The 20,559-nt window shown below is 72.7% G+C and carries 19 protein-coding genes; 12 read left to right on the plus strand and 7 right to left on the minus strand.

All coding sequences use genetic code 11. The features are described 5' to 3' along the window. Window positions 1–59 precede the first annotated feature (59 nt). Together CP977_RS23855 and CP977_RS23860 are read left to right on the plus strand one after the other, a co-directional pair. Window positions 60–404 carry a DUF3817 domain-containing protein gene (locus CP977_RS23855; protein WP_062756861.1) on the plus strand — a complete coding sequence of 115 codons (345 nt, stop codon included), beginning with the start codon at window positions 60–62 and terminating at the stop codon, window positions 402–404. Then, a complete protein-coding gene (locus CP977_RS23860) occupies window positions 401–694 on the plus strand; it encodes an MTH1187 family thiamine-binding protein (protein ID WP_062752160.1) in 294 nt (97 codons plus the stop codon). The genes CP977_RS23855 and CP977_RS23860 overlap by 4 nt, the downstream gene beginning before the upstream one ends. A gap of 66 nt (window positions 695–760) precedes the next feature. Here CP977_RS23860 and CP977_RS23865 read toward each other — a convergent pair whose 3' ends face one another. Further along, window positions 761–1,753: an ArsR/SmtB family transcription factor gene (locus CP977_RS23865; RefSeq protein WP_152370776.1), complete on the minus strand. Its 993-nt coding sequence runs from the start codon at window positions 1,751–1,753 to the stop codon at window positions 761–763. 70 nt (window positions 1,754–1,823) lie between these two features. Here CP977_RS23865 and CP977_RS23870 point away from each other — a divergent pair, with 70 nt between their 5' ends. The 4 genes from CP977_RS23870 to icmA all read left to right on the plus strand — a co-directional run bounded on the left by CP977_RS23870 (window position 1,824) and on the right by icmA (window position 5,979). After that, window positions 1,824–3,311, plus strand: a complete 1,488-nt coding sequence (locus CP977_RS23870; protein ID WP_208420652.1) for an MFS transporter — start codon at window positions 1,824–1,826, stop codon at window positions 3,309–3,311. 9 nt (window positions 3,312–3,320) lie between these two features. Continuing rightward, window positions 3,321–3,830, plus strand: coding sequence for a MarR family winged helix-turn-helix transcriptional regulator (locus tag CP977_RS23875; protein ID WP_062752157.1), 510 nt, complete (start codon window positions 3,321–3,323; stop codon window positions 3,828–3,830). Between the two features lie 43 nt (window positions 3,831–3,873). Beyond that, on the plus strand, window positions 3,874–4,206 hold the full coding sequence (locus CP977_RS23880; protein ID WP_062752156.1) for a DUF3817 domain-containing protein: 333 nt from the start codon (window positions 3,874–3,876) through the stop codon (window positions 4,204–4,206). Between the two features lie 72 nt (window positions 4,207–4,278). Then, window positions 4,279–5,979: a coenzyme B12-dependent isobutyryl-CoA mutase large subunit gene (gene icmA / locus CP977_RS23885; RefSeq protein ID WP_062752155.1), complete on the plus strand. Its 1,701-nt coding sequence runs from the start codon at window positions 4,279–4,281 to the stop codon at window positions 5,977–5,979. 49 nt (window positions 5,980–6,028) lie between these two features. Here the strand turns inward: icmA and CP977_RS23890 are convergent, their stop codons facing one another. Beyond that, window positions 6,029–6,673: a TetR/AcrR family transcriptional regulator gene (locus CP977_RS23890; protein WP_104860663.1), complete on the minus strand. Its 645-nt coding sequence runs from the start codon at window positions 6,671–6,673 to the stop codon at window positions 6,029–6,031. A 319-nt stretch (window positions 6,674–6,992) separates the two neighbouring features. Between CP977_RS23890 and CP977_RS23895 the strand changes: the two genes are divergently transcribed. From CP977_RS23895 to CP977_RS23915, 4 genes are all read left to right on the plus strand, one after another. After that, a complete protein-coding gene (locus CP977_RS23895; RefSeq protein WP_183953274.1) occupies window positions 6,993–7,958 on the plus strand; it encodes a tetratricopeptide repeat protein in 966 nt (321 codons plus the stop codon). Between the two features lie 600 nt (window positions 7,959–8,558). Further along, on the plus strand, window positions 8,559–9,236 hold the full coding sequence (locus CP977_RS23905; protein ID WP_152370777.1) for a DUF6230 family protein: 678 nt from the start codon (window positions 8,559–8,561) through the stop codon (window positions 9,234–9,236). Between the two features lie 107 nt (window positions 9,237–9,343). After that, on the plus strand, window positions 9,344–9,892 hold the full coding sequence (locus tag CP977_RS23910; protein ID WP_152370778.1) for a DUF6114 domain-containing protein: 549 nt from the start codon (window positions 9,344–9,346) through the stop codon (window positions 9,890–9,892). Next, window positions 9,882–11,177 carry a hypothetical protein gene (locus tag CP977_RS23915; protein ID WP_152370779.1) on the plus strand — a complete coding sequence of 432 codons (1,296 nt, stop codon included), beginning with the start codon at window positions 9,882–9,884 and terminating at the stop codon, window positions 11,175–11,177. The genes CP977_RS23910 and CP977_RS23915 overlap by 11 nt, the downstream gene beginning before the upstream one ends. Window positions 11,178–11,256: 79 nt before the next feature. On the opposite strand, the gene pyk is transcribed toward CP977_RS23915, so the two are convergent. The 3 genes from pyk to pta all read right to left on the minus strand — a co-directional run bounded on the left by pyk (window position 11,257) and on the right by pta (window position 16,134). After that, a complete protein-coding gene (pyk, locus tag CP977_RS23920) occupies window positions 11,257–12,687 on the minus strand; it encodes a pyruvate kinase (RefSeq protein WP_152370780.1) in 1,431 nt (476 codons plus the stop codon). An 82-nt stretch (window positions 12,688–12,769) separates the two neighbouring features. Further along, window positions 12,770–14,056, minus strand: coding sequence for an acetate kinase (locus CP977_RS23925; RefSeq protein ID WP_229991381.1), 1,287 nt, complete (start codon window positions 14,054–14,056; stop codon window positions 12,770–12,772). After that, window positions 14,053–16,134, minus strand: a complete 2,082-nt coding sequence (gene pta, locus CP977_RS23930) for a phosphate acetyltransferase (protein WP_062752148.1) — start codon at window positions 16,132–16,134, stop codon at window positions 14,053–14,055. Before pta ends, CP977_RS23925 begins: the two co-directional genes overlap by 4 nt. Window positions 16,135–16,604: 470 nt before the next feature. Between pta and CP977_RS23935 the strand changes: the two genes are divergently transcribed. Together CP977_RS23935 and CP977_RS23940 are read left to right on the plus strand one after the other, a co-directional pair. Then, window positions 16,605–17,630, plus strand: coding sequence for an ATP-dependent 6-phosphofructokinase (locus CP977_RS23935; RefSeq protein ID WP_152370781.1), 1,026 nt, complete (start codon window positions 16,605–16,607; stop codon window positions 17,628–17,630). A 219-nt stretch (window positions 17,631–17,849) separates the two neighbouring features. Further along, the gene (locus CP977_RS23940) at window positions 17,850–19,022 is read left to right on the plus strand and encodes a helix-turn-helix domain-containing protein (RefSeq protein ID WP_152370782.1); all 1,173 of its coding nucleotides are present in this window, start codon (window positions 17,850–17,852) and stop codon (window positions 19,020–19,022) included. Here CP977_RS23940 and CP977_RS23945 read toward each other — a convergent pair. After that, a complete protein-coding gene (locus CP977_RS23945; protein WP_152370783.1) occupies window positions 19,019–19,768 on the minus strand; it encodes a tyrosine-protein phosphatase in 750 nt (249 codons plus the stop codon). The genes CP977_RS23940 and CP977_RS23945 overlap by 4 nt on opposite strands. Window positions 19,769–19,800: 32 nt before the next feature. Further along, window positions 19,801–20,409 (minus strand): helix-turn-helix domain-containing protein, encoded by a 609-nt coding sequence (locus CP977_RS23950; protein WP_062756859.1) that lies wholly within the window; start codon window positions 20,407–20,409, stop codon window positions 19,801–19,803. Window positions 20,410–20,559 lie beyond the last annotated feature (150 nt).

Genomic DNA, 20,559 nt, shown 5'->3' on the forward strand with positions numbered 1-20,559 from the left:
GCCCTTGTGCATCCGTTCACAAGATCGCGTCACGAGACCGAACGAAGGTGACCCCCTCCGTGGACATCAAGACCGCCTCCTCCCTCCACCGGCTCCGGCTCGTCTCCGCGCCGGAGGCCGTCTCGTTCCTGCTCCTCCTCGTCTGCTCGGTGCTCAAGCGGACGACGGAGTTCAACGCGGTGCCGGTCATGGGAGCGATCCACGGCATCCTCTTCGTCGTGTACGTGCTCTTCTGGCTGGACGCCTGGAACCGCACCAAGTGGAGCTTCGGCACCGCCGCCCTCTACTTCGCCCTCTCGGTCCTGCCCCTGGGCGGCTTCTACGCCGAGCGGAAGCTGAAGCGCGAGGCCGAGGACGCGGTCATCGCCTCCCGCGCCCGCCGCGAGGGCACGGTGAACGCGTGATCGTCGCCTTCTCGGTGACCCCGCTCGGCGTGGGCGAGGAGGTCGGCGAGTACGTCGCCGACGCCGTCCGCGTCGTCCGGGAGTCGGGCCTGCCGAACCGCACCGACGCGATGTTCACCTCGATCGAGGGCGAGTGGGACGAGGTCATGGACGTCGTCAAGCGCGCCGTCGCCGCCGTCGAGGCCCGCGCGCCCCGCGTCTCCGTCGTCCTCAAGGCCGACATCCGCCCCGGCGTGACGGACGGCCTGCACAGCAAGGTCGCCACCGTCGAACGGCACCTGGAGAGCTGACACCCGGAGGGCCGAGCGCCCCCCTGCCCCCGACCCCCGTCCCGGATCCTCCGGGCCGGGGGCCGGTCATTCCGCTCCGGGCTGCGACACCGCGAGGCCCAGCGGGGTCCGCTCGTACAGCACCTGGTGGCCGTAGCGCCGGGAGGCGAGGAGTCCCGCGTCCCGCAGCACCGTCAGGTGCGCCGAGACCGTCGAGGGCGCCCGGCCCAGCAGATGGGCGAGGGCCGTGGTCCCCATCGGCTCCGTCAGGGCGCACAGCACGTCCGCCCGCACCGGGCCGAGGAGCCGCCCCAGGGCCTCCGGAGTGCGGTCCCGGGCGTCCGTCCACAGCCCGCCGATCCCGCGCGCCGGGTACACCACCGTCGGCTGCCACGGCGGGTCGAACCCGCTCACCACGTTGGGCCAGGTGAACACGGACGGCATCAGGACGAGGCCCTGGCCGTCCAGCGGCCGCACGTGCTCGCCGTGGTAGTCCACCCGGAGCGTGGCCGTCTCCGCCGCCCAGTCGAAGGACGGGTGCAGCTCGCCCAGGAGCCGTTCGAGGCCGCCCTCCGCGAGCCGCCGCGAGTGGTACGCCACGTCCGCCTCCAGGAGCGCCCGCAGCCGGGGCCAGTCGGGCGCCACCAGCGCCTCCCAGGCGGCCCGCAGCAGCTCGGTGAGCCGCCCCACCGCGCCGGCGGGGTCCGCGAGCATCCGCCGCCCCTCCTCGGTCTCCGCCGCCCCCGGGGTCGCGGCGAGCGCCCGCTCGAAGTCGAGCAGGGCGAGCGCCGGATCGGTCCTCCGTACGGCCTCGATCTCCTCCTCGAAGGAGGCGGCGGGCCCCAGCGGCGGCGGGTACAGGAAGTCCGGGCTGTGCCCGCGCGCCGGCATCAGCAGGTGCAGCGGCGCCAGGTCCAGCCCCCGCGCGGCGTCCGCGATCCGGCGCATCCAGGGCAGGTGGTACCCCTGCTGCCGGGGCCGCGCGAGGACCCGCACGGCGGAGTGCGCCTCCCACAGCGGCGAGACGGCGAACCGGATGCGCAGCGGGTCGGCCTCCCCGAAACGCAGGTGATACGGCACGGCCCCTCCGGAAGATTCGCCTGGACCCGAAAGTCTAGGTCCCCCGCCCCCGCGACGGCAGTCTGCGCCCATGCCGAAGCCCGACACCCCGACCCCCTCCGCGCCGCCGGGGGAGCCCGCACCCGCGCCCGCCCTCGCGCGGGCGGGGGAGACCGCATCCGTACCGGCGGGCACGCCCGTCTCCGTACCGGTCGGGGAGGCCGTCCCCCTACCGGCCGGGGCGCCCGCGTCCGTGCCCGCCGGCGGCCCGAAGGCCGAGCCCGCGCCCGCCGACCGGACCGAGGGCGCGTCCGCCCCCGGCAGCCCGACCCCCGTCGCGGGCCCGGGGCAGGGGCCGGTTCCGCCCAGCCCCGGCTACCGGGCCGTCTTCCGCGTCCGGGAGTTCCGGTTCGTGTTCACGGCGCACCTGTTCTCCCTCCTCGGGGTCGTCGTCAGCGAGCTCGCGCTCACCGTGCTCGTCTACGACCTCACCCGCTCCCCGCTCCTCTCCTCCCTCACCTTCGCCCTCGGCTTCCTCCCCTACCTCGTCGGCGGCACCCTCCTCGCCGGTCTCACCGATCGCTTCCCGCCCCGCCGGATCCTCGTCGTCTGCGACCTCGTCTGTGCCGCCTGCGTCGTCCTGATGACCGTCCCCGCCACCCCCGTCGCCGCCCTGCTCGCGCTGCGCTGCGCCATCGCCGTCGTCTCGCCCGTCTTCAACGGCACCCGCATGGCGACCCTCGCCGACGTCCTCGGCGAGGGCGACCTCTTCGTCCTCGGCCGCTCCCTCCTGCGGATCGTCTCCCAGAGCGCCCTGCTCGCCGGGTTCGCCGCCGGCGGCGTCCTCCTCACCGTCGTCCCGCCGCGCGGCGCCCTCGTCGTCACCGCCGCCACCTTCCTCGTCTCGGCGCTGCTGCTCCGCCTCGGCACCGTCCGGCGCCCCGCCCGGGGCGGCGGGGACGGGGAGGGCGGCCTCGCCGGCACCTGGGCGCTCCTCCGCGACCGGCGCGTGCGCGCCCTGATGGTGATGTTCTGGGTGCCGCCGTTCTTCGCCGTCGTACCGGAGGCGCTGGCCGCCCCCTACGCCGACGAGATCGGCGTCTCCACCGCCGCCCTCGGCCTCCTCATGTGCGCGCTGCCCGTCGGCACCATCACGGGCGAGCTGCTCGCCGGCTCGTTCCTCTCCGCCGCCGCCCGCTCCCGGCTCGTGCTGCCGCTCGCCGTCACCGGCGTGCTGCCCTACCTGCTGTACGCCGTCCGGCCCGGCGTCGCCCTCGCGGCCGCCGCGCTCTTCCTGGCCGGCGCCACCGGCGCGTACACCCTCGGCCTCGACGCCCGGTTCGTCGCCGCCGTGCCCGAGGAGCGGCGGGGGAGGGCCATGACCCTGATGACGGCGGGCATGATGACCGTCCAGGGCGTCGGCATGGCGGGCGCCGGGCTCGCGGCAGAGTTCGTCCCCGTGCACGCGGTCGTCGCGGGCACCGGTGTCGTCGGGACCCTCTGCCTCCTCGCCGCCGCCGCGGAACTGCGGGCGACCGAAGGACGAGACGGGGCTGACCGCCATGTTCCCCATGGGTAAGGTCGACGCGTGCCGAAGCCGCTCAGTCTCCCCTTCGACCCCATCGCCCGCGCCGACGAACTCTGGCAGAAGCGCTGGGGCCCGGTCCCCTCGATGGCCGCGATCACCTCGATCATGCGCGCCCACCAGATCCTCCTCGCGGAGGTCGACGCGGTCGTCAAGCCGTACGGCCTGACCTTCGCGCGGTACGAGGCCCTGGTCCTGCTGACCTTCTCCAAGGCGGGCGAGCTGCCGATGTCCAAGATCGGCGAGCGGCTGATGGTGCACCCCACCTCGGTGACGAACACGGTCGACCGGCTGGTGAGGTCCGGCCTCGTCGCCAAGCGCCCCAACCCCAACGACGGCCGCGGCACCCTCGCCACCATCACCGACAAGGGGCGCGAGGTGGTCGAGGCGGCGACCCGCGACCTGATGGAGATGGACTTCGGCCTCGGCGCGTACGACGCCGAGGAGTGCGCCGAGATCTTCGCGATGCTCCGCCCGCTCCGGGTGGCGGCGAACGACTTCGACGAGGTCTGACCCGCGCGAAGATCGCCCGGAACGTACGGTTACGCTCGACGCCATGAAATCCAGCGTGCTGACCCGCTACCGCGTCATGGCGTACGTGACCGCGGTCATGCTCCTCATCCTGTGCGCGTGCATGGTCGCCAAGTACGGCTTCGACACGGGCGAGGACCTCACCTTCGCGGTCTCCCAGACCCACGGCGTCCTCTACATCCTTTACTTGGTCTTCGCCTTCGACCTGGGCTCCAAGGCGCGCTGGCCCTTCGGCAAGCTCCTGTGGGTGCTGGTCTCCGGGACCATCCCGTTCGCCGCCTTCTTCGTCGAGCGCAAGATCTACCGCGAGACGCTTCCGCTGGTCAGCGGCGCGCAGCCGGTTCCCGCCAAGGCGTAACCCCCACCCCGCGCCACACCGGCGCGGGGTCTGCCATCGACATTTACTAGGACGTCCTAGTAAATTCGGAGCATGGACGCTGACGCCATCGAGGAAGGCCGCCGTCGCTGGCAGGCCCGTTACGACAAGGCCCGCAAGCGGGACGCCGACTTCACCACGCTCTCCGGCGACGCCGTCGAGCCCGTCTACGGGCCCCGGCCCGGGGACAGCTACGAGGGGTTCGAGCGCATCGGCTGGCCGGGCGAGTACCCCTTCACCCGGGGACTCCACCCGACCGGCTACCGCGGCCGGACCTGGACCATCCGCCAGTTCGCCGGCTTCGGCAACGCCGAGCAGACCAACGAGCGGTACAAGATGATCCTGGCCGCCGGCGGCGGCGGCCTCTCCGTCGCCTTCGACATGCCCACCCTCATGGGCCGCGACTCCGACGACCCCCGCTCCCTCGGCGAGGTCGGCCACTGCGGCGTCGCCATCGACTCCGCCGCCGACATGGAGGTCCTCTTCAAGGACATCCCGCTCGGCGACGTCACGACGTCCATGACGATCTCCGGGCCCGCCGTCCCGGCCTTCTGCATGTACCTCGTCGCCGCCGAGCGCCAGGGCGTCGACCCGGCCGTGCTCAACGGCACGCTCCAGACCGACATCTTCAAGGAGTACATCGCGCAGAAGGAGTGGCTCTTCGAGCCCGAGCCCCACCTGCGCCTCATCGGCGACCTGATGGAGCACTGCGCGGCGAAGATCCCCGCGTACAAGCCGCTCTCCGTCTCCGGCTACCACATCCGCGAGGCCGGGGCGACGGCCGCGCAGGAGCTCGCGTACACCCTCGCCGACGGCTTCGGCTACGTGGAGCTGGGCCTCTCCCGGGGCCTGGACGTCGACGTCTTCGCCCCCGGCCTCTCCTTCTTCTTCGACGCGCACCTCGACTTCTTCGAGGAGATCGCCAAGTTCCGCGCGGCCCGCCGGATCTGGGCCCGCTGGATGAAGGAGGTGTACGGCGCGAAGACCGACAAGGCGCAGTGGCTCCGCTTCCACACCCAGACCGCCGGCGTCTCCCTCACCGCCCAGCAGCCGTACAACAACGTCGTGCGCACCGCGGTCGAGGCACTCTCCGCCGTCCTCGGCGGCACCAACTCCCTGCACACCAACGCCCTCGACGAGACCCTGGCGCTCCCCAGCGAGCAGGCCGCCGAGATCGCCCTGCGCACCCAGCAGGTCCTCATGGAGGAGACCGGCGTCGCCAACGTCGCGGACCCGCTGGGCGGTTCCTGGTACGTCGAGCAGCTCACCGACCGCATCGAGGCCGACGCCGAGCGCATCTTCGACCAGATCAAGGAGCGCGGGCGCCGCGCCCACCCGGACGGGCAGCACCCGATCGGTCCGATCACCTCCGGCATCCTGCGCGGCATCGAGGACGGCTGGTTCACCGGCGAGATCGCCGAGTCCGCCTTCCAGTACCAGCGCGCCCTGGAGAAGGGCGACAAGCGGGTCGTCGGCGTCAACGTGCACCACGGCTCGGTCACCGGCGACCTGGAGATCCTGCGGGTCAGCCACGAGGTCGAGCGCGAGCAGGTCCGCATCCTCGGCGAGCGCAAGGCGCGCCGGGACGACGCCAAGGTCCGCGCCTCGCTCGACGCGATGCTGGCCGCCGCCCGCGACGGCTCGAACATGATCGCGCCGATGCTGGAGGCCGTCCGCGCCGAGGCCACCCTCGGCGAGATCTGCGACGCCCTGCGCGACGAGTGGGGCGTCTACACGGAGCCCCCGGGCTTCTGACGCGCCTGGCGCGTCGGCAGGGGCGGTACGGGACTTCCCGTACCGCCCCTCACGCGTTCGGGGTCCCGGCCGTCGCCGCCGCGCCCAGGCCCCCCACCAGGAGGGCCGACAGGCGCGCCACCCACGGCCCGTCCACCGGCTCGGCGCTGACCAGGGCGCGGTGCACGACCGCGCCCGCGATCACGTCGAAGATCAGGTCGTCGGTGGCGCCGACGGCCGGCAGGTCGCGGTCGGCCGGGAGTTCGCCGCGCCGTTGCGCCCGCATCCGGCCCTCCAGGACGAGCCGCTTCTGGCGGTCGACGATGGAGGCGCGGATGCGCCGGCGCAGCGGCTCGTCCCGGGTCGACTCGGCGACCACCGCCATCAGGGCCGTCTTGGTCTCGGGGCGTTCGAGGAGCGCCGCGAACTGGAGCACCACGTGCTCGACGTCGGCCCGGAGCGAGCCCAGGTCGGGGAGTTCGAGCTCGTCGAAGAGGACGGCGACCGCGTCCACCACCAGCTCGCTCTTGTTGGCCCAGCGGCGGTACAGGGTCGTCTTCGCGACCCCGGCGCGGCCGGCGACGTCCCCCATCGTGAGCTTGGACCAGCCCAGCTCGACCAGGGCCTCGCGGGTCGCCTCCAGGATGGCCGCGTCGGCCTCGGTGGAGCGGGGGCGCCCGGTACGGCTGCTGCGGGGGTTGGTGCGGCTGCACATCGACGACATGGACGACGACCATACCCGCCGGTAGGTACGGCGCCAGAGGGCCGCGATGTGAGGCAGTTCACCGCGCGGAACGCCCGTGCGGCCTCCCGTCGCCTCCGCCCCGGCAGTTACGCTACGACTCGTAGCGAAAGGCTTTGAGCGGCCCGAGCGACAACCATGGTGTCGGGTGGGGACCCGGCGCGAACCAGCAGACGACAGAAGACGGGCAACCGTGTCGTCCACGCGTCTCGCACACCGGCGGGAGGCGGGTGGACGGCGCGGTTCGGCCACGGCTTAACGGTTACGCGCGCGGAAGGGGGAGGATGTAGCCATGCAGCCCCGAAACATGTCCATGAGCGGCGTCGTCGACCTCGCCGCGGTGAAGGCGGCCGGAGAGGCCAAGACGAAGGCGGAGCAGGCGCGCGCCGAAGCCGCCCGGCAGGGCGGATCCGCCGCCGTGCCCCCGTCCGCCCTGGTGATCGACGTCGACGAGGCGGGCTTCGAGCGCGATGTGCTCCAGCGGTCCGCCGAGGTCCCGGTCGTCCTCGACTTCTGGGCCGAGTGGTGCGAGCCCTGCAAGCAGCTCGGCCCCCTCCTGGAGCGGCTCGCCGTCGAGTACAACGGCCGCTTCCTGCTCGCGAAGATCGACGTCGACGCCAACCAGATGCTGATGCAGCAGTTCGGCATCCAGGGAATTCCGGCCGTTTTCGCGGTGGTCGCCGGCCAGGCGCTGCCGCTCTTCCAGGGCGCGGTGCCCGAGGCCCAGATCCGCGAGACCCTCGACCAGCTGATCGCGGTCGGCGAGGAGCGCTTCGGCCTCACCGGGATCACCGTGGACGCGGACGCCGACCCGTCGGCCCCCGCCGCGCGCCCGGCCGGCCCGTACGACTCCCTCCTCGAAGCGGCGATGACCGCGCTCGACGCGGGCGACCTGGCGGGCGCCGTCCAGGCGTACAAGAACGTGCTGGCCGACGACCCGGCCCACCCGGAGGCCAAGCTGGGCCTCGCGCAGGCCGAACTCCTCGCCCGCGTGCAGGACCTGGACCCGGGCGCGGTGCGCAGGAACGCCGCCGACGACCCGGCCGACGTCACCGCGCAGCTCGCCGCCGCCGACCTCGATCTGGCGGGCGGCCACGTGCAGGACGCCTTTGGGCGCCTGGTGGAGACCGTGCGCCGCACGGCCGGCGAGGACCGGGACGCGGCGCGGCTGCGGCTCCTGGAGCTGTTCGAGGTGATCGGCGCCGACGACCCGCGGGTGACGGCGGCCCGGCAGGCCCTCGCGCGCGTGTTGTTCTGAACCTTCCGGACCCCTGTTCCCCGCGCCGAATCGCCCGTCGATTTGGCAGCGGGGTGACAAACGGCGGCCGCGCTTTACCAAAACTTGGTAATCGCGGCCGCTGTTACTTGCAGTAAATCGAACCCGGCGTTCTGCCCGGATTCATCCGGCGATCTCCCGACATTCCCCTCCCTTCGAACGCACCCTGTGTACCCGTTCGGTCCCGCCCCGCCATGCCGCGGTTATCCACCCGTTACTAGCCAGTAACGAACCCTCTTGTGCGGGCGCCCGGAATGGACCACGATCGGCCACGCTCGGTCCGAACCGCACACCCCGGCAACCAACCGGGACCGCGGGGAGGGTCCCCACCGGGCGGACCGGTGCCCCGGCACCGGTCGCGGACAGGGGGGTTCCCGCTCGTACCGAACGGGGCCTGTCCGACTCAGGTCACGCGCACCGCGTGGCCCATGGTTGTCGCTCGGGGGTGATCGCCGGTGATGCGGAGGCGTACTGCGCCGTTCGCCGCCCCGGCGCTCTCCTTCCCGAGGACGTAGCTCTTCTCCCATCGCAGAACGGGCCCACGCCCCTTCTGGAGATGTACGTCCGAGAAGGAGGATTCTCATGAAGTCCCAGGTTCGTGGCGGGACCAGATGGAAGCGTTTCGCCGTCGTCATGGTGCCCAGCGTGGCCGCGACGGCAGCGATCGGCGTCGGCCTGGCGCAGGGCGCGCTCGCCGCGTCGTTCTCGATCTCCGGCCAGGAGTTCAAGGTCAAGGCGCAGACCCTTGAGGGCACCAACTTCGTCCAGTACGGCAGCGTGGACGCCGGCAAGACCCTCGACGACAAGGCGTTCGCCGCCCCCGTCGCGGTCTCCGGTTTCTCCACGGCCTACATCACCAACATGTGCCAGTCGGTCGTGACGCCGAAGGTGCCGTTCCTCGGTGACATCACCCTCCGCCTGGAGGCCGGCGGGGAAGGGGCGAAGGACCCGGACCAGCGCGTCTACGCCAAGGACATCTACCTGGATGTCTCCGACCTGAAGGCCGACGCCGAGTTCGGGAACATCGACATCGGTGTGGCCGCCGGTCAGCTCAACGGCGGGAACAAGAACAAGCCGGGCATCCAGCCCGGTACCCCCGCGGACCGGGTGTACCAGAACGGGTTCTCCCAGCGCGCCGAGACCGCGAAGCTGAGCAACGTCGAGCAGAAGGCGTGGGCGACCACGGCCGCCACGTTCAAGCTTCCCGACCTGAAGCTGTCCCTGCACCGCGGCACCGACGCCGAGTGCTACAAGGGCTGATCCGGTCCTGAGGGTGCGGGCCGCTCCGGCGGCCCGCACCGTCTCCGGGGCGCGGCCCCGCTTCTTCGCACCTTCTTCAGCAACACCGCTTCCAGGGAGCTGTTTCCATGAGCGCCGAGAACCCCGCTTCCCGCGAAGTCCCCCAGGACAACCGATTCAAGGTCTGGCGGCAGACCCGGCCCTTCTGGGCGGGACTGTTCACCATCATCGGCGGTATACCGATCGCCTACCTCCCGTACGGGGACCTGCGACTCGGCAACATCATTTTCGCCATGAAGACGACCGCGGGGTCCACCGCGCTGATCATCGGCGTCCTGCTCGTCACGCTCGGACTGACGATGTGGTTCCAGCCCATCGTGCGGATCTTCGCGGGTGTCGCGGCGATCGTCCTGGGACTCGTCTCCATCCCCGTGTCGAACTTCGGCGGTTTCGTCATCGGGTTCCTGTTCGCCCTCGTCGGGGGCGGCATGTCCATCGCCTGGGCGCCCGCGCCGCCGGTCGAGGAGGCCGTGGACGCGGAGGAAGACGGCGAACCGGAGGCCTCGGCGGAGGCCGGAGCCGTACTGACGGCCGGCCTGCCGGAGCAGCGCGGACCGGAGCACCACGCGACCGACAAGACGATCGACGCCAACGGCGGGAGGAACAGTGCGGGGTGACGAGACCCAGCCGGCGCTCGCGAGGGGCGGACCGCGGCACGCGGCCCCACGCAAGTCGCTGCTGAACAGGATCCAGGGCCCCGCGGGCAAGGCGATGGCGCTGGCCGCCATGCCGACCGCGGTGTTCGTGGGCATGGGCCTCACGCCCAAGATCGCCCTCGCCGACGACAAGGACATCCCCTTCGCCCCCGGCCCCTGCGTGACGCGCTCGGACGAGCCGACGCCGGAGGCCACGGAGACGGAGAAGGAGACGGCGAAGCCGACGGCCACCCCCTCGGCGACCGCGACCGCCTCCCCCACGGCGACTCCCTCCGGAACCCCTTCCGCCACCGCGACGCCGACGCCGACCGCGACGACGACCGGAGAGGCGACCACGCAGCGGAAGCCGACCGCCACCACGGCCCCGAAGCCCGCCGCCACCCCGACCCCGACGGCCACACCCACGCCGACGAAGTCGAAGAACCCGCTGGACCCGCTGGGCCTGGGCGACGCGCTGAAGGACCTCTTCGACGGTCCGGACCCGAAGCCGACGCCCACGCCCACCGCGACGGCCACGCCCACGACGGCGGTGCCGACGACCCCGGTCCCGAGCGCCACGACCGCCGCGCCGAAGCCCACCGCCGACCCGAAGGCCACCACGGCCCCGAAGCCGGCCGTCGACCCGGACGCGGAGAAGAAGAAGGCCGCGATCCGCGAGGCCGCCGCGAAGGCCGGCGTCGAGGTCGAGGAGCTGCCCGAGAGCGCGCAGGGCCTCGACGCCAAGAAGGACGAGGACATACCCGAGGGCGCCAAGCCCCGCTTCCCGTGCCCCGAGCGCGACGACGCGGCGCTCGCGGCGGCCGAGGTGGAGCCCGGCATCCCGCTGCTCCCGGACGAGCCATGGCGCCTGGAGAGCTCGCTGCTCACCCTCAAGGGCCTCAAGTACCACGGCATCGTCGAGGTGAAGACCTACGGCGGCAAGGTCAAGAAGGTGCTGAAGTTCACCGCGAGCGGGGTGGACATCAAGGACCTGCACCAGATGGCGGACCACAGCCCGGGACGGACGGCCCACGTCCGCTCCAAGAAGGGTTCGACGTCGACGATCACCGGCGGCACGGTGACGATGTACACGGAGGAGCTGAAGGGCAACCTCCTCGGCATCATCCCGATCACCTTCGGCCCGGAGTCCCCGCCGCCGCTGGACCTCCCGTTCGTCTTCTTCACCAACGTCAAGCTCAAGCAGGCCGGCCAGTTCGGCGGCACCCTCAAGGTCGCGGAACTCCGCAACACGATCGAACCGAGCTGACGCCCGTACTACTCCGGGAGCCGCACAAGGCGAAGCCCCCGTCCGCACCGGACGGGGGCTTCGTCGTGGATCGGGCGCGTCAGGCGCGCTCGCCGCCGCCCAGGTGGTGGACGCGGACCATGTTCGTGGTGCCGGGGACGCCGGGGGGCGAGCCGGCCGTGATGACCATGGTGTCGCCCTCGTTGTAGCGCTGGAGCTTGAGGAGCTCGGCGTCCACGAGGTCGACCATCGCGTCGGTGTTGTCCACGTGCGGGACGACGAAGGACTCGACGCCCCAGCTCAGGGTGAGCTGGTTGCGGGTGTTCTCGTCCGTGGTGAAGGCGAGGATCGGCTGCTGGACGCGGTAGCGCGAGAGGCGGCGGGCCGTGTCGCCGGACTGGGTGAAGGCGACCAGCGCCTTGCCGCCCAGGAAGTCCGCGATCTCGCAGGCCGCGCGGGCGACCGAACCGCCCTGGGTGCGCGGCTTCTTGCCCTGGACCAAGGGCTGGAGGCCCTTGGAGAGCAGCTCCTCCTCGGCCGCCGTGACGATCTTCGACATCGTCTTGACGGTCTCGATCGGGTACGCGCCGACCGAGGACTCGGCCGACAGCATGACCGCGTCCGCGCCGTCCAGGATCGCGTTGGCGACGTCGCTCGCCTCGGCGCGGGTCGGACGCGAGTTGGTGATCATCGACTCCATCATCTGGGTGGCGACGATGACCGGCTTGGCGTTCCGGCGGCAGAGCTCCACCAGGCGCTTCTGCACCATCGGGACCTTCTCCAGCGGGTACTCCACGGCGAGGTCGCCGCGGGCCACCATGACCGCGTCGAACGCGGCGACGACGTCGGCCATGTTCTCGACTGCCTGCGGCTTCTCCACCTTGGCGATGACGGGGACCCGGCGGCCCTCCTCGTCCATCACCTTGTGGACGTCCTTGACGTCGTCGGCGTCCCGCACGAACGACAGGGCGACCATGTCGCAGCCCATCCGCAGGGCGAAGCGCAGGTCGTCGACGTCCTTCTCGGACAGGGCCGGGACGTTGACGGCCGCGCCGGGCAGGTTGATGCCCTTGTGGTCCGAGACGACACCGCCCTCGATGACGATGGTCCTGACCCGGGGGCCCTCGACCTCGACCACCCGCAGCTCGACGTTGCCGTCGTTGATGAGGACCTGGTCGCCCTTGGAGACGTCGCCGGGCAGCCCCTTGTAGGTGGTGCCGCAGATCGACTTGTCGCCCGGGACGTCCTCGGTGGTGATGGTGAACTCGTCACCGCGCACCAGCTCGACCGGTCCCTCGGCGAAGGTCTCCAGGCGGATCTTCGGGCCCTGGAGGTCGGCGAGGACGCCGACGGCCCGCCCGGTGTCCGCGGCGACCTGCCGGACGCGGTCGTACCGCTCCTGGTGTTCTGCCTGGGAGCCGTGGCTGAAGTTGAATCGGGCCACGTTCATGCCGGCCTCGATGAGAGCCTTCAGCTGCTCATACGAGTCGACGGCGGGGCCCAGCGTGCAGACGATTTTGGAACGGCGCATGAGGCGGATCCTATCGGTTTGTTTCGCTGCGGAATATTCCGACTGGCGGAAAGTACAAATGGGCGGGCGGCCGCTCAGGCGATCACTCGTTCGAGCCCTCCGTGTCCCGTACGAGCGGGTCCTCCCCGGCCCTTCCCTCCCCGGACGCGCCCCGTACGAGCGCGTAGCTCTGGCGCGCGATCTCCAGCTCCTCGTCCGTCGGCACCACGGCGACCGCCACCCGCGCGTACTCCGGCGAGATGATCCGCGCCTCGTCCGACCGTACGGCGTTCAGCTCCGCGTCCACCGCGAGCCCCAGCTCCTCCAGGCCCGCGATCGCCGCCTGCCGCACCGGCGCCGCGTTCTCGCCGACGCCCGCCGTGAACGCCACCGCGTCCACCCGGCCGAGCACCGCGTAGTACGCCCCGATGTACTTCTTCAGGCGGTGGACGTAGATGTCGAAGGCGAGCGCCGCCCGCTCGTCGCCCTCGTCGATCCGGCGGCGGATCTCCCGCATGTCGTTGTCGCCGCAGAGCCCCACCAGACCGGACCGCTTGTTCAGCAGGACGTCGATCTCGTCCGCCGACATCCCCGCCACCCGCCGCAGGTGGAAGGTGACCGCCGGGTCGATGTCGCCCGACCGGGTCCCCATGACCAGGCCCTCAAGCGGCGTCAGGCCCATCGAGGTGTCCACGCACCGGCCGCCCCGCACCGCCGAGGCGGACGCCCCGTTCCCCAGGTGCAGCACGATCACGTTCACCTCCTCCGGCGCCTTGCCGAGCAGCCGCGCCGTCTCCCGCGAGACGTACGCGTGCGAGGTGCCGTGGAAGCCGTACCGCCGGATCCGGTGCGCGTCGGCGGTCTCCACGTCGATCGCGTACCGCGCCGCCGACTCCGGCATCGTCGTGTGGAAGGCGGTGTCGAAGACCGCCACCTGCGGCAGGTCGGGCCGCAGCGCCATCGCCGTACGGATGCCGATCAGGTTCGCCGGGTTGTGCAGCGGCGCCACCGGCACGAGCCGTTCGATCTCCGCCAGCACCTCCCCGTCGATGACCGTCGGCTCGGTGAACCGCAGCCCGCCGTGCACCACCCGGTGCCCGATCGCCGCCAGTTCGGGGGAGTCCAGGCCCAGGCCGTCCGCCGCCAGCTCCTCGGCGACCGCCTTCAGGGCGGCCGAGTGGTCGGAGATCGGCCCGTTCCTCTCGCGCTTCCGCCCGTCCCCCTCCCGGAGCGGGGTGTGCGCGAGCCGCGAGGTCTCCTCGCCGATCCGCTCCACGATCCCCTGCGCCAGCCGGCCGCCGTCGCGCATGTCGAGCAGCTGGTACTTCAGCGACGAGGAGCCGGAGTTGAGGACGAGGACGCGCGTGGGAGCGGACGTGGGCGCGGTCATGCGGGGAGCTCCTGACCCTGGGACTGGATCGCCGTGATGGCGACGGTGTTGACGATGTCGCTGACGAGCGCGCCGCGCGAGAGGTCGTTCACGGGCTTGCGCAGGCCCTGGAGCACCGGGCCGACGGCCACGGCGCCGGCCGAACGCTGCACGGCCTTGTACGTGTTGTTGCCGGTGTTCAGGTCGGGGAAGATCAGCACCGACGCCTGCCCCGCCACCTCCGAGTCCGGCAGCTTCGTCGCCGCCACCGAGGGCTCCACGGCCGCGTCGTACTGGATGGGCCCCTCGATCCGCAGCTCCGGGTGCGCCTCCCGGACGAGCTTGGTCGCCTCCCGCACCTTGTCGACGTCGGCGCCGGAGCCCGAGGTGCCCGTGGAGTACGAGAGCATCGCGATCCGCGGCTCCACCCCGAACCGGGCCGCGGTGGCCGCCGACTGGACGGCGATGTCCGCGAGCTGCTCGGCGTCCGGGTCCGGGTTGACCGCGCAGTCGCCGTACACGAGCACCTTGTCCGCCAGGCACATGAAGAAGACCGACGAGACGATCGAGGCGTCCGGCTTCGTCTTGATGATCTCGAAGGCCGGGCGGATCGTCGCCGCCGTGGAGTGCACCGAGCCCGACACCATCCCGTCGGCCAGGCCCTCCTGGACCATCAGGGTGCCGAAGTAGTTCACGTCCGACACCACGTCGTACGCCAGCTCCACGGTGACGCCCTTGTGGGCGCGCAGCGCCGCGTACTGCTCCGCGAACGCGTCCCGCAGCTCCGAGGTGTGCGGGTCGATCAGCTGCGTGTCCCGCAGGTCCACGCTCAGGTCGGCGGCCTTCTTGCGGATGGTCTCCACGTCCCCGAGCAGCGTCAGGTCGCACACGTCCCGGCGCAGCAGGACGTCGGCGGCGCGCAGGACCCGCTCCTCCGTGCCCTCCGGGAGCACCACCCGGCGCCGGTCGGCCCGCGCCTGTTCGAGCAGCTCGTGCTCGAACATCATCGGGGTGACCCGGCCGCTGCGGGCCACCGAGATCCGCTTGAGCAGGTCGGCGGTGTCCACGTGCCGTTCGAACAGGCCGAGCGCGGTCTCCGCCTTGCGCGGCGTGGCCGCGTTCAGCTTGCCCTCCAGGGCGAAGAGTTCGGCGGCCGTCGGGAAGCTGTTCCCGGCGACGGAGACCACCGGGGTGCCGGGCGCGAGCCGGGCCGCCAGGGTCAGGACCTCCTCGCCGGGCCGCTCGTCCAGGGTGAGCAGCACCCCGGCGATCGGCGGGGTGCCGGCCGAGTGCGCGGCGAGCGCGCCGACGACCAGGTCGGCCCGGTCCCCGGGGGTGACGACCAGGCAGCCGGGCGTCAGGGCGTGCAGGAAGTTCGGCAGCATCGCGCCGCCGAAGACGAAGTCCAGGGCGTCCCGGGCGAGCCCGGCGTCGTCCCCGAGGACGACGGTGCCGCCGAGCGCGTGGGTGATCTGGGCGACGGTCGGCGCCGACAGGGCCGGCTCGTCCGGCAGGACGTAGCAGGGCACGGGCAGCCGGGCCGCCAGCCGCTCCGCGATGGCCTCCCGGTCCTCGGCCGCCACCCGGTTGACCACCATCGCGAGCACGTCGCAGCCGAGCCCGTCGTACGCCCGGAAGGCGTTGCGCGCCTCGGCCCGCACGGACTCCGCCGACTGGCCCTTGCCGCCGACCACCGGGATGACGGAGGCGCCGAACTCGTTGGCGAGCCGGGCGTTGACGGCCAGCTCGTCGGGGAGCTGGGTGGCGGCGAAGTCGGTACCGAGGACGAGGACGACCTCGTAGTCGCGGGCGACGGCGTGGAAGCGGTCGACCAGACGGGAGACCAGCTCGTCGGTGCCCCGCTCGGCCTGGAGGGCGGAGGCCTCCCGGTAGTCCATGCCGTAGACCGTCGAGGCGTCCTGCGAGAGGCGGTAGCGGGCGCGCAGCAGGTCGAAGAGCCGGTCGGGCCCGTCGTGCACCAGCGGCCGGAAGACCCCCACCCGGTCCACCTGGCGGGTGAGGAGCTCCATGACTCCCAGCTCGACGACCTGGCGGCCGTCACCGCGGTCGATCCCGGTCACGTACACGCTGCGCGTCACGCCGTGGTCTCCTGTCCAGTCCTGCGGAAGGGCCCCGGGCGGCGCCCCAGCTCCGCCTTCCCGGCCCGTATGTTCCTCACCCGTGCGTTCGGTCACGTGCGTCAACCGAAAGGGCTCGGAAAGCCCCGATAGAGCGGCATTACCCCCTTGACAATACCCCCGGCGGTGGTTAGGTCGCCCGCCGGACGAAGGGCCTGGAGGTGAGGGCCGGAGGGCCCGGGGGAGTCGCCGGAAGGCCCCGGGGGGCAGCCTCCGGAAGGTCCCGGAGGAGAGCCCCCGGAAACCCTCCGGAAGACCGCCGGAAAGGGTGCCCGAAGGCCCCCCCGGAGGCCTCACGGACGCCCTCCGGGAAGCCGCTCGCGATCCGCCCGGCGGGACGCGCGGAACGGCGGCGAGCGCGCCCCTCAGGCCCGGCGTGTGAGAATTGCCCTGGCTCACACGGACCGCGACCGAGCAGGAGACACAGCACGATGCGCATCGGAGTTCTCACCGCAGGCGGCGACTGCCCCGGCCTGAACGCAGTGATCCGGTCGGTCGTGCACCGGGCGATGACCGGCCACGGAGACGAGGTCATCGGCTTCGAGGACGGCTTCAAGGGCCTCCTCGACGGGCACTTCCGGCCCCTCGACCTCAACGCCGTCAGCGGTATCCTGGCCCGCGGCGGCACCATCCTCGGCTCCGCCCGCCTGGAGCGGAACCGGCTGCGCGAGGCCGCCGAGTCCGCCTCCGAGCTGGCCCGCCAGTACGGCATCGACGTCCTCATCCCGATCGGCGGCGAGGGCACCCTGACCGCCGCCCGGATGCTCTCCGACGCCGGCATGCCCGTCGTCGGCGTCCCGAAGACCATCGACAACGACATCTCCTCCACGGACCGCACCTTCGGCTTCGACACCGCCGTCGGCGTCGCCACCGAGGCCATGGACCGCCTCAAGACCACCGCCGAGTCCCACCAGCGCGTGATGGTCGTGGAGGTGATGGGCCGCCACGCCGGCTGGATCGCCCTGGAGTCCGGCATGGCCGGCGGCGCGCACGGCATCTGCCTCCCCGAGCGCCCCTTCGAGGTGGACGACCTCGTCAAGATGGTCGAGGAGCGCTTCGCGCGCGGCAAGAAGTTCGCGGTCATCTGCGTCGCCGAGGGCGCGCACCCGGCCGAGGGCTCGATGGAGTACGCGAAGGGCGAGATCGACCAGTTCGGCCACGAGCGCTTCCAGGGCATCGGCACCCAGCTCGCCGTGGAGCTGGAGCGGCGGCTCGGCAAGGAGGCCCGCCCGGTCATCCTCGGCCACGTCCAGCGCGGCGGCACCCCGACCGCGTACGACCGCGTCCTCGCGACCCGCTTCGGCTGGCACGCGGTGGAGGCGGCGCACCGCGGCGACTTCGGCCGGATGACGGCGCTGCGCGGCACGCACATCGAGATGGTGCCGCTCGCGGAGGCCGTGACCCAGCTCAAGAGGGTTCCGGCGGACCGCATGCGCGAGGCGGAGTCGGTCTTCTAGCCCCTCCCTCCGGCCTTCTGGTCCCCGCCCCGGACCTCGTACGCCGGAAGCGGCCCTGACCGTACCCCCGTGGACGGTCGGGGCCGCTTCCGCGTCCGGCATCGCCCCGGAAATGCCGGATTCCACTCTTGAGCCGGGGCACGGGATCAACAAGGCTTGGGGCCTGTCCCGGACATGTCCCAACGCTGTCCGCCCGTCCGGGAGGAGGGGGAGGCGAGGATGACGCCGGGGGAGCACGCCCCTGACCCGCGGGGCGCACGGAGCCCCGCCGAGTTCCTCGCGCGCCTCCAGGCGCTCAAGGACTGGTCGGGCCTGACGTACCGCGAGCTCTCGGCGCGGGCGGAGGCGCGCGGGGACGTCCTGCCCCGCTCGACGGTGGCGAACATGCTGTCCCGCGCCACCCTGCCCCGCGAAGAACTCCTGACCGCCTTCGTCCGCGCGTGCGGAACCGGCCCGGCCGCGCTGGAGGAGTGGCGGACGGTACGGAGGGAACTGGAGGGGCGGAGGGGGTACGGAGACGCTTCGGACCCGGGGGAGGCGGTCCCGGAGGCCCCGGACCCGGACCCGCACCCGGTCCCGGAGGAAAGGCACCCGGACCCGGAGGGGCTCGGCCCGGCGCACGAGCAGCTTCCCGCCCCCGAGGAGCCGCCCGCCTCGGGGGAGCTTCCCGCCTCCGAGCAGCCGCCCGCCCCCGAGGAGCCGCCCGCCCCCGAGGAGCCGCCCGCCTCCGAGCAGCTTCCCGCCTCCGGGGAGCCGCCCGTCTGGCCCGGCGCCCCCGCCGACGAGCCCCGGAATCCCGGCCCCGGGGCCCGGTTCCGAATACGTCGTCTGCTCGTCCCGGCGGTCGCGGTCGCCGCCCTCGTGTTCGCCGGGGTCAGCGTCGTCGCCTTCCTGCGGGACGGCCACACCGGCCACCCGCCCCGTACCCCCACCGCGCCCGCCGCCGGCGACGTCCGCATCCGGGTCGTCGGCACCGACTTCTGCCTCGGCGAGCGGCGCGGCACCCGCAGCGGCCAGGTGTACCAGGTGCCGTGCGCCGCCGCGGGCGTCCCGCTGTACGCGCTCGCGGAGGCGGGCGACGGCCGGTGGCGGATCGCCTCCGACCACCCCGACTACGGCGCCGGCTGCTCCGGCCTCCCCTCCGGCGGGCGCGTGCCCGGCGCCCCGTACGAGGACTCCGAGTGCGGCGACCCCACCCGGATCGAGGAGTTCTCCCTGGAGCCCCACGGCACCCCCGTACGGGGTTACCGGATCGTCCCGGCCGGCTCCGCGCCCCCCGGCGGCTGCGTCACCGTCGTCGGCGACCGCGCCGCCGCCTGGTCCCGCCTCGCCCAGGCCCCCTGCGCACCGGACGCCGCGGGCCAGCTCTTCGACTTCGACCGCCGGGACTAGGGCCTGTCCGGCGCCTCCACCAGACGGGTCCTCAGGGCCGTCACCACCGCCGGGTCCAGGCCGACGTGGCCGGTGGCGTACGCGTACACCGATCCGTACCGCGCCCGCAGGTCCGCGAGGAACAGGCGGATGATCTCGGCGGGCGCGCGGCCGTAGCCCGGCCAGCGGAGTTCGCGGCCCGGGTGGGACGCGCGCCAGTCGGCGACCAGGCGTTCCGTGGCCAGCTCGGTGAGGGCGAAGTCCGCGAGGATCTCCTCGTCGGGGACCTCCAGGAGCGCGAGGAGGACCGCCGCGAGCAGACCCGTACGGTCCTTCCCCGAGGCGCAGTGGAAGACGAGCGGCCCGTCGGCGGCGGCGATGACCTCCAGGGCCGTACGGAGTTCCACGGCCCCGTCCTCGGCGACCTCGGCGAACCGGTCGGCGAGGTACCGCCACGGGTCGAGGCCGGGGTCGATCTCCGCCTGGTCGTAGGGGCGGTGCTCGACGGAGAGGTTGTGCCAGGCGACGCCGTCGGTCTCCGGCAGGCGGCCCTTGGCCGCGATCTCCCACGGGTAGCGCAGGTCGATCACCGTGGTCACGCCCAGCTCCCGGAAGCGTTCCAGGTCTGCGGGACCGGCGTCCGCGAGCTTGCCGAGGGAGTCGGAGCGGTAGAGGGTCTCCCACCGCACGGTTCCGCCGCCGGCGGTCCGACAGCCGCCCAGATCACGGAAGTTGTGGAGTCGCTCGAAGGGTATGTGTCGTCTCACGGCGCCAACCTACGGCGTCGGACGCCGGGGGATCATGCGCCGGCGTACGCCCAGAAGTGGCCGACGATCCCGTCCAGGTACGCGCGCCCCTCCTCGCCCGTGGTTCCCGAGGCGCCCCAGCTGCTGACCGCCGCCATCCGGGCGTGGTACTCCGTATGGAGCCGCTGGAGCGCGGACTCCACGGTCCGCCGGGGCAGCGGCACCGTCCGCGCCACCGGCTTCACGTACGCCTGCCAGCGGGTGGTGACCGCGTCGCGCAGCAGCTCGGCGAGGCTCTCGTCGCCGCCGGTCGCGGTGAGCAGGGCGCGCGGGCCGAGGCCGAGGACCTCCGCGAGGGCGGCCGTCTGGCGCTCGGTGCCGCGCCAGCGCCCCTCGTCCTCCATCCGCCGGTACGCGGAGGCCGAGAGCCCCACCCGCCGCGCCAGCTCCTCGGGGGCGATCCCGCGCGCCACCCGGTGCTCGCGCAGGGTGGAGGCGGCGGAGATCAGCTCGGCCGGGGAGCACCACAGGACGCCCGCGAGGGCGGTGAGCTCCTGTTCGGTGGGGACCGCCCCGCCGCGCTCCCAGGCGAGGACGGTCTCGGGCGTGGCGAAGACGCCGTACTGCGCCCGCAGGCCGTACGCGACGTGGCCGTGGGTCATGCCGAGGCCTTCGCGCAGGCGGCGCGCGGCCTGGGCGTCGAACGGTGGGGTGGGTCTGTGCACGCGGCCACCGTAGGTGCGGAGGGTTACGGATGGATACGGTGCGTTCCCCCAAGGCCAGAGGTTCGTAGGAACGTGGGAACCAGTCGG

Origin of the sequence: Streptomyces cinereoruber, assembly GCF_009299385.1 — a bacterium.
Lineage (GTDB): Bacteria > Actinomycetota > Actinomycetes > Streptomycetales > Streptomycetaceae > Streptomyces > Streptomyces bikiniensis.